General features: G+C 27.0%; 9 protein-coding genes and 1 other annotated feature. Of the genes, 3 read left to right on the top strand and 6 right to left on the bottom strand.

Going from position 1 to position 12,800, the window contains the following annotated elements; all coding sequences use genetic code 11:
- Window positions 1-110 precede the first annotated feature (110 nt).
- Window positions 111-296 carry a hypothetical protein gene (locus KYD98_RS13415; protein ID WP_219780554.1) on the top strand — a complete coding sequence of 62 codons (186 nt, stop codon included), beginning with the start codon at window positions 111-113 and terminating at the stop codon, window positions 294-296.
- Between the two features lie 42 nt (window positions 297-338).
- Here the strand turns inward: KYD98_RS13415 and KYD98_RS13410 are convergent, their stop codons facing one another.
- From KYD98_RS13410 to KYD98_RS13390, 5 genes are all read right to left on the bottom strand, one after another.
- Window positions 339-1,712 carry an MATE family efflux transporter gene (locus tag KYD98_RS13410; RefSeq protein ID WP_219780553.1) on the bottom strand — a complete coding sequence of 458 codons (1,374 nt, stop codon included), beginning with the start codon at window positions 1,710-1,712 and terminating at the stop codon, window positions 339-341.
- A gap of 190 nt (window positions 1,713-1,902) precedes the next feature.
- Window positions 1,903-2,901: a LacI family DNA-binding transcriptional regulator gene (locus tag KYD98_RS13405; RefSeq protein WP_219780552.1), complete on the bottom strand. Its 999-nt coding sequence runs from the start codon at window positions 2,899-2,901 to the stop codon at window positions 1,903-1,905.
- A 153-nt stretch (window positions 2,902-3,054) separates the two neighbouring features.
- Window positions 3,055-6,168, bottom strand: a complete 3,114-nt coding sequence (gene ileS, locus KYD98_RS13400) for an isoleucine--tRNA ligase (protein ID WP_219780551.1) — start codon at window positions 6,166-6,168, stop codon at window positions 3,055-3,057.
- A 47-nt stretch (window positions 6,169-6,215) separates the two neighbouring features.
- Window positions 6,216-6,458: a binding site (T-box leader), on the bottom strand.
- A 52-nt stretch (window positions 6,459-6,510) separates the two neighbouring features.
- Complete coding sequence (locus KYD98_RS13395) at window positions 6,511-7,680, bottom strand: YibE/F family protein (protein ID WP_219780550.1); 1,170 nt, start codon at window positions 7,678-7,680, stop codon at window positions 6,511-6,513.
- 184 nt (window positions 7,681-7,864) lie between these two features.
- Window positions 7,865-9,925 carry a 5'-nucleotidase C-terminal domain-containing protein gene (locus tag KYD98_RS13390; RefSeq protein ID WP_219780549.1) on the bottom strand — a complete coding sequence of 687 codons (2,061 nt, stop codon included), beginning with the start codon at window positions 9,923-9,925 and terminating at the stop codon, window positions 7,865-7,867.
- Window positions 9,926-10,298: 373 nt separating this feature from the next.
- Between KYD98_RS13390 and KYD98_RS13385 the strand changes: the two genes are divergently transcribed.
- Window positions 10,299-10,511 carry a (2Fe-2S)-binding protein gene (locus KYD98_RS13385; RefSeq protein WP_219780548.1) on the top strand — a complete coding sequence of 71 codons (213 nt, stop codon included), beginning with the start codon at window positions 10,299-10,301 and terminating at the stop codon, window positions 10,509-10,511.
- Window positions 10,512-10,743: 232 nt separating this feature from the next.
- On the top strand, window positions 10,744-11,919 hold the full coding sequence (locus KYD98_RS13380) for a class I SAM-dependent rRNA methyltransferase (protein ID WP_219780547.1): 1,176 nt from the start codon (window positions 10,744-10,746) through the stop codon (window positions 11,917-11,919).
- Between the two features lie 99 nt (window positions 11,920-12,018).
- Here KYD98_RS13380 and KYD98_RS13375 read toward each other — a convergent pair whose 3' ends face one another.
- Window positions 12,019-12,798 (bottom strand): TrmB family transcriptional regulator, encoded by a 780-nt coding sequence (locus KYD98_RS13375; RefSeq protein WP_219780546.1) that lies wholly within the window; start codon window positions 12,796-12,798, stop codon window positions 12,019-12,021.
- Between the last annotated feature and the right edge of the window lie 2 nt (window positions 12,799-12,800).

Raw genomic sequence — 12,800 nt, 5'->3', positions numbered from 1 at the left:
CTTCTCCTCCAAAACATAATTGTTCATTACATTTATATGCCTTGCACTTATTTTTTAGTAGTGATAGGATAGAAATGATTAAACTTAATTTGACAAAAAGGAGAAACTTTATGAAAGAAGCAACTTTAAAAATAGCTCAACAAGACATAGATGATGCTATTAAAACTATACAAGATATAGAAAAATCTCTTAATACAAATACTCCATCAAAAGAACAAATAAAAGAAAAATTTATCTCTTTATCTGAAACAGTTCAAAAATTAGAAGATACTTTAAAAGTTGAAGGAATACTATAAAAATAACCCCTTATCTTTAGTTTAAAGATAAGGGGTTTAGTTTTACACAACTGATTGTTCTTTTATTTTATTAACTTCTTTTTTAAATTTTTTGCTAAATTTTAAGAATACTACTAATGTTATTATAGCTGATAAAAAATCTGATACACATCCTGCTATCCATATACCATTTAATCCTAAAATTCTTGGTATTATTAGTAATGAAGGAATTAATATTATTACTTGTCTTAATAAACTTAAAAACATTGAAACTTTAACCTTCCCTATTGATTGGAAAAAATTTGTTGTCACTATTTGAGCACCTATTATAGGTAACATTACTAAAAATATTCTCATACCAGGAATTCCTATCCTTAAAATTTCAGAATCTGTATTAAATATAGAAATCAAAATTTCTGGCATTGTTTCAACAACTAAAAATCCTACTGTTACGATTATCGTTGCTACAATTGCTGAATATTTTAAAGCTTTTTTAGCTCTATCATACTTTTTAGCACCATAATTATATCCTACTATTGGTTGCATTCCTTGATTTAATCCAAATATAGGCATTAAAAATATTAATACCAGACTATTTATTATAGTCATAGCACCAATAGCAGCATCTCCTCCATATTTTTGAAGAGAATTATTAGACACTATTTGAACCGCACATTGAGCAATCTGCATACTAAAAGGACTCATTCCTATTAAAAATATACTTGTTACTACTGATTTATTAAGTTTTAAATACTGTTTCTTAATTTTAAGTACACTTTTTCCTTTAGTAAAGTAATATAAAATCCATATTGTTGATATAACCTGGGAAATTACAGTGGCAATTGCACCACCTTTTACTCCAAGTCCAAACGTAAATATAAATATAGGATCAAGAATAATATTAGTTATAGCACCTATTAACATTGAAAGCATTGCTATTTTAGGACTTCCATCACTCCTTATTGAATGATTTAATCCAAAGCTAATCATACTAAATACAGTTCCTATAAAAATTATTTTTATATAATCAATAGCATAACCTATAGTATTAGTACTTGCTCCAAACATATTTAAAAGAGGTTTCATAAAGCTTAATCCTATAATTGTTAAAATTACACTTATTATTAGTAACAATGTAAATGCATTTCCTAAATGATGTTCAGCACTTTCTTTATCATGTTCTCCTAGTTTTATTGAAATTCTAGTAGCTGTTCCTATCCCAACTAACATTCCAAACGCTAAAAGTATAGTCATTAAAGGAAGTGTAATTCCTACTCCTGTTATTGCCAAATTACCTACTTCTGGAATATGGCCTATGTATATTCTATCAATAATATTGTATAAAGTATTTACTAGCATTCCTATAATAGCTGGAATTGAAAACTCTAGTAGCAATTTTCCTATTCCCAATTCACCTAATCTCTTTTGATTATTCATGAAAATCCCCCTTTTTATATATAATTGCAATACTAATTATTTTATCATTTTTTATTTTTAGTTACAATTGTGTATATACTTTTATATTTCTATGTATTTTATATTAAACAACTAGTATTCACTTAAAATATTCCTAAAAAAATAATGCCTTATTTTTAAGGCATTATGGTATTAATTATTATGTTTATAATTAAATCGTACTTTCTCTTTCTATCAACTCATGCTCTAAAACATAATGTGATTCTTCTAATTCATTTTGATTTAAAAGTTTTATAAGCATTCTCATAGCAACTGACCCCATATCATATGTTGGTTGAGAGATAGTTGTTATTTTAGGATAGAAAATTGATGCAGCATAATTATCATTAAAACCAATAACACTAACATCATTAGGTGTATTAATTCCTTTTTCTCTAAATCTATTAATAACACCCATTGCTATTTCATCAGAAGCGCATACAACACCATCAACTTTAATTCCTTTTTTTATGAATTCGTCTACAGCTTCATATCCTGATTTTACTTTTATTGTATCAAGATAGATTAAATCTTCATTTACTTCAATGCCTGCTTCTTTTAATGCTTTTTCGTAACCTAGATATCTGTCTCCCCAAGCATTCATATTGTTTTTCTTAGTACCAACAAAAGCAATATTTTTTAACCCCTTAGAAATTAAATACTTAGTACTATCATAACTTCCTTTAATGTTATCTATTGTAACACTTGGAAGTTTTCCTTCTTTATCTTTTGTTTCAACAAGTACTGTCTTTAAATCTAATTCATTAATAAGATCTAATATTTCTTCTTGAAGTGAACTACTCATATAAAGTACTCCATCAACCATTTTTTCTTTAAGAACTCTTAAATATTCTTTTTCTTTTTCTATATCAAGATCAGAATTACATAAAATCACATTATAGTCATATATGTTAGAAACATCTTCTGCACCTCTAACAATTTCAGGATAAAACTGATTTGATACATCTGGTAATAATATACCTATTGTTTTGGTCTTTTGCGTTTTTAGACTTCTAGCAATTATGTTTGGTCTATATCCTAATAACTTTATTGCATCTAATACTTTTTTCTTAGTATCCTCATTAACGACATCTATATCGTTTAACACTCTAGAAACTGTTGCAATTGAAACACCTGCTTCTTTAGCAACATCTTTAATAGAAGTAGCCATACTAATTCCTCCTTTATATTATTCTAGATAATTAATTATACTAATATTATCTTATAAAAATCAAGAAACTTGTTGATAAATAGTGATTTTTCTGCAAATATAAAGGCTAGATATCAAAAGGAGTCCTTTAGATTCTAGCCTTTAACTATATATCTACTTAATTACTTTAACTGTCATTTCTAACTTTTCACCATTTATAATAGTTTCTGTATACTCTTTTTCTTCATTATAAATAATATCACAAGTTAATGTTTCTTTCTTTATAGTTTCTGCAAATTTTTCAATTATATTTAATAATGAGTCATTATTAGCAACATAAAGTTTTATTTTGTCAGATACTTCAAAGCCTTTATCTTTTCTCATATTTTGAATCTTTGAAATAATTTCTCTTACATGACCTTCTTCTTGAAGTTCTGATGTAATTGTTGTATCTAATACTACACCTATATGTCCTTCACCTGCAAATGCATATCCTTCTAATCCTTGCATTGTAATTAAAAGATTTTCATTTGTAAGAACTATTTCTGTTCCATTAACTTCAATAGTTTCACTATCACCATTTTGAATCTTTTGAGCTAATTCCATTTGATCTTTTTCTGAAATTGCTTTTCTGATTTGTGGTATTAACTTACCATAAGCCTTACCTAATACAGGTAAGTTAGGTTTAATTTCAAAGTTAACATATTTTGATAAATCTGCTCCAAGTTCAACCATCTTAATATTTAACTCTTCTTTAACAATATCGCCATAGTATTCTGGTAAAGAATTTGTTGAAATAAGAATTTCTGAAAGTGGCTGTCTATTCTTAATATTAGCAGCATTTCTAGCACTTCTTCCAAGCTTAACAAGTGTATAAGCTAAATCCATTTCTTCTTCTAACTCTTTATTTACAGCATCACTATTTACTTCAGGCCATTTACATAAATGAATACTTTCTGGTGCATTTTTATCAAGATTTACAACTAAATTTTGATAAATTTCTTCTGTCATAAATGGAACAAATGGTGATGCTATCTTAACTAGATTCGTTAATACTTTATATAAAGTTACATATGCACCAATCTTATCATCTGTTAATTCTTGAGACCAGTATCTAGCTCTATTTCTTCTTACATACCAATTTGATAATTCATCTGTAAATTCTTCAATTGCTAATGCTGATTGAGTTATTTTATAAGAACTTAATCCTTCATCAACAGTTGCAATTAATGTATTTAATTTAGATATAATCCATTTATCCATTACATTATCTGATACAAAATCAGCATATTTAGTTGGATCAAATTTATCTATATCTGCATATAAAACATAGAATGAATATACATTCCATAATGTACCTAAGAATTTTCTTTGAGTTTCTGCAACATCGTCAGTTGAGAATCTTGTTGGAAGCCATGGTGCACTTGCAGTATAGAAATGCCATCTTGTAGCATCTGCTCCTTGACTATCTAATACTTCAAATGGATCTACAACATTTCCCTTAGACTTAGACATCTTAAGTCCTTTTTTATCTAAAACGTGACCTAACACTATACAATTTTCAAATGGGTTTGTATCAAATAAACATGTTGATATTGCAAGTAATGTATAGAACCATCCTCTTGTTTGGTCAACAGCTTCTGATATAAATTGAGCTGGGAAATTCTTTTCAAAAGTTTCTTTATTTTCAAATGGATAATGCCATTGTGCAAAAGGCATTGAGCCAGAATCAAACCAGCAATCAATTACTTCATGAGTTCTAGTCATTTCTTTTCCACACTCTGGGCATTTTAATTTAATTGCATCAACATAAGGTTTGTGTAATTCTATACCCTTACACTCTGTAGTTGATTTAGCTTCTAATTCTTCTCTACTTCCAATACATTCTTTATGACCACATTCACAATTCCATATTGGTAGAGGTGTTCCCCAGTATCTATCTCTTGAAATACCCCAATCAATAACATTTTCAAGGAATTTACCAAATCTTCCTGTTCTAATATTATCAGGATACCAATTTATCTTATTATTGTTTGCTAATAATTTATCTCTCATTTCAGTCATTGCAACAAACCAGCTATCTTTTGGATAGTATAATAATGGTGTATCACATCTCCAACAATGTGGGTATGAATGCATATGTCTGTGGGCATTAAATAATTTATTATGTTCTTCTAGATATTTAACAATACTATCATCACATTTCTTAACAAACTTTCCTGCCCATGGAGTTACTTCTTCAACAAAGTTACCATTTGTATCTACTAAGTTTATAAATGTAATTCCATTTTTCTTAGCAACAAGACTATCATCTTCACCATAAGCTGGAGCGATATGTACTATACCAGTACCATCTGTTAATGTTACATAATCTCCATGGATTACTTCAAATGCTTTACCTTCAACCTTTGCAAAAGGTAATAGTTGTTCGTATTTAACTCCTAATAGTTCTTCACCTTTAAACTCTTTAATTAATTCATATTCTGTATCGCCTAAAACTTTTCCTAGTAAATCTTTAGCTAAAATATAAACTTCTTCTCCAACTTGAACTTCACAATATGTATATGCTTTGTTTATACATAAAGCTAAGTTAGACGGTAATGTCCAAGGAGTTGTTGTCCAAGCTAAAATATACTTGTTTTCTTCTCCTACAACTTTGAATTTAGCTGTTGCAGTCAAATCTTTAACATCTTTATATCCTTGAGCAACTTCGTGAGATGATAAAGCTGTTCCACATCTTGGACAGTAAGGCATTACTTTATGACCTTTGTATAATAATTTTTTATTCCATAATTGCTTTAAAGCCCACCATTCAGATTCAATATAGTTATCATGATAAGTTACATATGGATCATCCATATCAACCCAATAACCGATTTGTTCAGACATTTTTTCCCATAGACTTACATATGAGAATACACTATCTTTACATTCTTTAATAAATTTTTCTACTCCGAAATCTTCAATTTGTTCTTTACCTGAAATTCCAAGTTTCTTTTCTATTTCTAATTCTACTGGAAGACCATGAGTATCCCAACCAGCTTTTCTTAAAACTTGATATCCCTTCATAACTTTATATCTTGGGATTATATCTTTCATAACTCTTGTTAATATATGACCAACGTGTGGCTTTCCATTTGCTGTTGGAGGACCATCATAAAAAGTGAAATATTCTCCATCTTGATTAGAATCAAAATTCTTTTGTATAATGTTTTTTTCTCTCCAAAGTTTTGCAATATCTTTTTCCATACTTACATTACTCTTTGTAGAATCTACTTTATTGTACATTATCTTTTCCCCTTTCAATGTAAATTGACTATAAAAAAAACTCCATCCCACAGGACGAAGTTGAATTCGCAAACCACCTAAGGTAAACATTCAATATAATTATTAAATGTCTCATTTCAAGTACAAACATACTCTATCCTTTAACGCTGGCTAACGAGAAAACTTAATCGGTAAAACCTTTCAGCCTCTAACTCCTAGGTGATTTTCTCTTAATTCTCCTATAGCTTTGCACCAAACAGCTACTCTCTAAAAGTTGAATTTAAAATACTTTTCCTAATCACAGTCTTTTATTGTAATCATTATATATTAACGTTATTTAAATGTCAATTGATGGTTTTAAATTTATTTTTTTATAGTTTTAAACTTATTTCTAAAAACTAAAGTGGCCATTGCAAACACTGTAATAGGCACAGTCCAAACAATTCCAAGACTACCTGCAAAAGCTGTTATTATTTCTGTTGTTATTATCTCCATATTAACAATAGTTGCATAAGTCATTTTTTGAGCTGCAAGTAAAAATATTAAACTAAATGCTCCTCCTGCATAAGCCAAAATTAAAGTATTAGACATAGCACCTATAATATCTTTACCTATATTCATACCACTTTTTATAAAATCTTTTTTTGTTATATTACTTTTAATCTGTAATACCTCATCCATAGCTGACGTAATTGACACACTCACATCCATAACAGCTCCTAGAGCACCAATTACTATAGCAGAAAACATTATCTGCTTAAAGTTAAGCCCTATACTCGCATTAGCATATGCTATCATTTGGGATTCAGTTTCAGCAAGCCCTGTTATTTTGCACAAGTTACCTATAATAATTGCTGTAATAGTTGCAATTATTATGCCTCCAGTTGTTCCAAGTATTGAAACTATTGTTTTTTTATTTATTCCATTTATAAAAAATAATGAAGATGCTACAGTTACAATACATACTATAATTGTTGCTATTAATGGATTAAATCCACTAATTAATATTGGAAGTAATACTTTTATTATCATAAAACCTGTAAAAATCAGAGTTATTATTGATTTAACACCTTTTTTACCACAAATTAAAATAACAGATAATATAAATATTCCTATTAAAATATATAAATAGCTTTCCCTAACTATCTCATATAAATGTATTGAATTTATTGTTTCATCTTTATCCGAAATAGTATAATTTATTAATATTTCATCATTCTCGCTAACAATTATTCTATGTATATCTATAGCTTCTATAGTATTTCTAATCTTATATTTTTCACCTTTATGATTACCATTAAGTATTGTAATTTCAAATTCCTGCTTAGTTTGTAGTACCTGATTGTTTTCATCTTCTAATTTATTAGTATCATCATAATCTATTTTATCTACTCTTGCTTTTGCAAAAAAGTAATTACTATTAATATTAAATCTTTGCTTATTACTTTCTACAATTGAAAATGTAAATAATCCTATTATAATTATTGCTAATGTAGTTATACATATATACTTATTTCTGTTTACTTTTTTCATAATTACTCCTATTGTTTGTACAATGTTTTAAAATAGTATCAATTTTCATTTAAAACATAACTATTTTTTTAATATTATATTTAAAACAAAGCAAAGTCATAGAGATACAATAATTTAACCCCTATGACTTTACAATCTTTTTTAAAATTTATTTTTATATTTACTTAGTGGTAAAACTTAATTTTTATTTATTTTTTACATCATCCCAAGTTACAGATTTTGAATTAGAAGATGTTTGTTCTTCTGCAACTCCAGATAAAGTTACACTTCCATTATTAATACATTGTATTGCTTTTTTTCTTTGTTCTTTATCCCAATTGTTACCTATAATACTCCAGTTATTATCACATTCAGGAGTTATAGTTCCGCCCTTAACTTCATTTATATATTTTCCAATTAAATCTCTTATTCTTCCATCACCTAATCCAGCAGTTTCTTCTGATTTTCCTACAAAAGTTGGAAGAGCTTCTCCTTCTTTAAATATAACTCCAGGCGTTAATAATTGAGTTCCACCTCTATAGTTATTAACTGTTACATAAAGTTCATCTGAATCATTTATTTTACTTCCATCATTTCTTGTTAAATTAACTACTCTATTTCCAACATCTTTTGATACATCTACATTATATTTTATGCCACCAAACATATCAAAATTGTATCCTGGTATAGCTTTATTAAATGAAACAGTTAAATCTCCAGGGTTATATTTATTGTAATAACCAAAAGACCATTCCATATATTTCTTAAGTTGACTTCCTGTCATTTTAAGAACATATAATGTATTATCAAATTTATATATATTAGCAGTATCACATTTCTTAATAGTTCCTGCTGCTATGTTTTGTCCATCTTTAAATACTGCTGCAGATGAAACATCTATTTTATGATTTGCTACTTTTTCACCATAATACATTTGAACATTATGAATTAAAGTAAGCATTGGTGTAGGTTGAAGTTTTGCTTGATCTATTCCTTTAATTTCATTTGGTGGTGTTAAATTTCCATCTTTCAATGTACCAATTGGTGTATTAGCATCATCAATTGCTCTTTGATTATAACTTGCTAATGATTTTGTAAGTTCATTATCAGCTTGAACAGCAGTTCCATTTTTAGGAGCCATATCATAAAGCTTTGTTGTAATATCTGCTCCTTTATTTGCAACTACATATTCTCCATTAGAATTTTTAGTTAAATTAATATTAATTTGTCCAAGAGTTTTAGCCCATTTATATGCTTCAATTATTACTGTTCCATTAGCTTTTGCTTTATTGTAATCTTCCATAGTTGCATCTGTAATTGTTCCATCTTTTGTTACTGCTGTAACTTTATTTTTGCTAGCATCTAAAGAGTATATCTTATGATCATAATAATAGTCTCCAGCTATTTTCACATGATAATGTGCTGCAACAAAAGCAGTTATTTCTGGACATTCTTCTAATATATCAATAGCACTTGATCCTTCAGTACCATATTCTTGTGTCTCACCAATATGATTAACAGCTATTATTGTGTTTACATTTTGCTTTTTAAGTTCCGCAATTGCAGCTTTAGTTTCTTCTACAGGGTTAGTAACTTTGTATCCTTTTAAATTAGCCGCATCCCATTTAGTTATATTAGGTGTTACCATACCTATTATTCCTACTTTAACTCCACTTCTTTCAACTATTTTATATGGTGCTGCAATTCTTGTTTTGCCATCAGTATCATATACATTTCCACCTAATACAGTACCATTAAATTGTTTCATTATATTTTTTAAAGCTGGTATACCGTAATTGAATTCATGATTTCCCAAAGTAATAGTATCATATCCTATTTTATTCATAGCAGTTATCATTGGGTTATTTGAATCATTTATAAATAATGATTCTGAATTGTCTTGAATAATATCTCCTGCATCAACAACAATTGTATTATTAGGATTTTTAGATCTTAAATCATTAACTGCAGTTGATATTTGTGCAAGACTTCCTGAATTATCAGCCACATTTACAGCATAGTCATATGGTAGAAATCTACCATGAGAATCTGTAGTTGTTAAAATTTGCAAGTTAACGTTTCCATCTTTGGCCAAAAGAACATCTTTGTTACCATTAACTGTTTCATCTCCAGTTAAATCAATAACTTCATTATTAGTATCAGTTTTAGTATCTGCTTTTACTGTTATCGGTGTAAATAAAGTAAATACCATCATTGATGCTACTATCGATGATAAAAATTTTTTGTTTTTAAGTCGTCTAAACATTAAAACTGTCCCCCTTATTTGAATTTTTTTACTGTTTTACTTAATTTTTATTATATAGGTAATTATAACATAATGATTTTTATAAAAAAAGATAACATAAAAAAATCCTATTATAAATATAACAATTTATGATTTTTTTACTTTTAAATTGATTTTCTATATTTTTATAGTTGTTTGTTTAATAAAAATATAATTTTAGTTATATAAAATAATTAAAATGCATATTTATTTATTTATGTTTTAAGCTATTATATTATAAGTTAATTATTTAAAATAATAATTAACTTATAATATATTTTATTAATTGATATTTACTATTCAATAATATAATGTTTTAATTATAATAATAAAATGAATTTTAAGGAGAGAATTTATGAATAATAATTTAAATGAAGAAATTTTAGATAAATTAACAAAGACTTGTATTTGCAAAAGTGTAACTAGATCTAAAATTAAACAATCTATAAAAAACGGTGCTAAAACTTATGAAGATGTTCAAAAAGATACTGGTGCTGGATTAGGGTGTTGTAAAGGACAAAGATGTGCTGAAAAAATCAAAGATTTAATTAAAAATTTAAATAATTAGTTATATTTTTAAACATAATAAAATAATTAAATATTAGATAATTATTATGTTATAATCATATGAGATATTTAAGAAAGATTATAAATCAGTTTTATTCTGGTTTATAATTTTTTTAGGTTTTATTTTAATTAAAAAATTATTATACTAATTTAGAAAAAAATTTATTTTAGTAATTCATAAATAATGCCTATTATTAAATATAATAATTATTTTGGAAGGAGTCTTTTATAATATGGCAAGTAAATTTTATTTACATAAAGGACGTAGTGGGAAAGCTGAGCATGGTCGTCCTTGGATATATACTGATGAAATTAATGAATATGATGGTGAATACCAAAATGGGGATATTGTAGAAGTATATAATCATAAAGGCTATTTTATTGGAAAAGGTTATATAAATGATAAAAGTAAAATAACAATTAGAATAATGACGAGAGACTTAAATGAATCTATAGATGAAGATTTCTTTAAAAGAAGATTTAAAACTGCCTTCGATTATAGGAAAGGGGTTATTGATACATCATCTTGTAGATTTGTATTTGGTGAAGCAGACTTTTTGCCTGGATTAACTATTGATAAATTTGAAGATTATTATGTAGTCCAAATTTCTACACTAGGTATGGATCAATATAGAGATTTAATAGTTAAACTATTAATTGAAGAATATAATGCTAAAGGTATTTATGAAAGAAGTGATATTGCTACTAGAGAAATTGAAGGTCTAGAACAAACTAAAGGTTTCTTAACAGAAGAATTTGATACTAATGTTGAAATTATAGAAAATGGAGTTAAATACATAGTTGATTTAGCAAATGGCCAAAAAACAGGCTTTTTCTTAGATCAAAAAGAAAATAGAGCAGCAATACATAGAATATGTAAAGATAAAGAGGTTTTAGATTGTTTCACTCATACTGGATCATTTGCATTAAATGCAGGTATTGCAGGTGCTAAATCTGTACTTGGTATAGATGTTTCTCAACATGCTATTGATTGCGCTACTAGAAATGCGGAACTTAATAATTTACAAGCTACAGTTAAGTTTGAATGTCATAATGCATTTGATGTATTACCAGCATGGTCAAGAGAAGAGAAAAAATTTGATGTAGTAATACTTGATCCTCCTGCATTTACTAAATCAAAAAATACAATTAATGCAGCTAAAAGAGGCTATAAGGAAATAAATCTAAGAGGTATGAAATTAGTTAAATCTGGTGGATACTTTATTACTTGTTCTTGTTCTCATTATATGAGCGAAGAACTTTTAAGAAAAACAGTTTTAGAAGCAGCCCAAGATGCACGAAAGATGCTAAGACAAGTTGAATTTAGAACTCAATCATGTGATCATCCAATTCTTTGGAATTCAGATGAAAGCTATTATTTAAAATTCCTTATATTCCAAGTATTTTAAAAATAAGGACTATCCTATTAAGTTTTATAAACTTGAGATAGTCCTTTACTTATTCTCTATATTTTAAGTCATAATATATATTTAAACTATAATATTTAATTATCTATTTTCTAATATTGTATTTAATTTGATATCTTTAGTAACTAAATTATTCTTATATTTATTCTTTAATTTTAGAAGATATATATCATTATGAATATGTTCTGATATTATTGAACACATAAGAATATTATCAGTAAAAGTACCCAGCATCTCTTCTCTATGTTTTCCTTGATCAGCAACCAATGTTCTTTCACAATCTACTACTAACATCATTCTTGTTTCTTTTCCTAAACAATTAGTCTCTTCATGAGCATAAATTTCAATAGGTAATTCATTAGTTTCTAATTTAGAAAATGAGAATACAATTATTCTAATTCCTCTATCTGAAATTTCCTTAAGCTCTTTAGCAAAAATATTTAAATTAAAATCTGTATTTATATAAACTTCTTTTTTTGCACTTAATAGCATCTGCTTTATTTTTATAATGATGTTGTCATAACCCTCTATATTAAAGTACCTTTCATCAGCAGTTGATGTTTCTAATTCTTTTAACTTTTCTTCTAATAATTCTGTTGTTTCAATAAATTCATTTTTCATCTTATTTATTAAAATAGATGGACTCTCAGCTTTATAAACTTGAGTATTTCCTGGTAGTAAAAATACTATTCCTTTTTTATATAATTTATCTAATGCAGCATACACTGAAGATCTAGAAATATTTAAATTTTTAGCAATTTGATATCCTGTTAATGTAGAATTTTTTAATAAGTCTATATATACTGAGGCTTCTATCTTTGAAAAACCTAGCTTTTCTAACAGTTCTGTTATTTTTTCCATAA

The organism is Clostridium weizhouense (assembly GCF_019431045.1).
Taxonomy (GTDB): Bacteria; Bacillota; Clostridia; order Clostridiales; family Clostridiaceae; genus Clostridium; species Clostridium weizhouense.
Note: the sequence above shows the minus strand (reverse complement) of the source record. Positions and strands in the feature narration are given on the sequence as shown.

Bases quoted from the DNA above. Each gene is read 5' to 3' on its own strand.
- KYD98_RS13390 (WP_219780549.1), bottom strand. From the start codon at position 9,925: ATGTTTAGACGACTTAAAAACAAAAAATTTTTATCATCGATAGTAGCA.
- KYD98_RS13380 (WP_219780547.1), top strand. From the start codon at position 10,744: ATGGCAAGTAAATTTTATTTACATAAAGGACGTAGTGGGAAAGCTGAG.
- KYD98_RS13415 (WP_219780554.1), top strand. From the start codon at position 111: ATGAAAGAAGCAACTTTAAAAATAGCTCAACAAGACATAGATGATGCT.
- ileS (WP_219780551.1), bottom strand. From the start codon at position 6,168: ATGTACAATAAAGTAGATTCTACAAAGAGTAATGTAAGTATGGAAAAA.
- KYD98_RS13385 (WP_219780548.1), top strand. From the start codon at position 10,299: ATGAATAATAATTTAAATGAAGAAATTTTAGATAAATTAACAAAGACT.
- KYD98_RS13395 (WP_219780550.1), bottom strand. From the start codon at position 7,680: ATGAAAAAAGTAAACAGAAATAAGTATATATGTATAACTACATTAGCA.
- KYD98_RS13405 (WP_219780552.1), bottom strand. From the start codon at position 2,901: ATGGCTACTTCTATTAAAGATGTTGCTAAAGAAGCAGGTGTTTCAATT.
- KYD98_RS13410 (WP_219780553.1), bottom strand. From the start codon at position 1,712: ATGAATAATCAAAAGAGATTAGGTGAATTGGGAATAGGAAAATTGCTA.
- KYD98_RS13375 (WP_219780546.1), bottom strand. From the start codon at position 12,798: ATGGAAAAAATAACAGAACTGTTAGAAAAGCTAGGTTTTTCAAAGATA.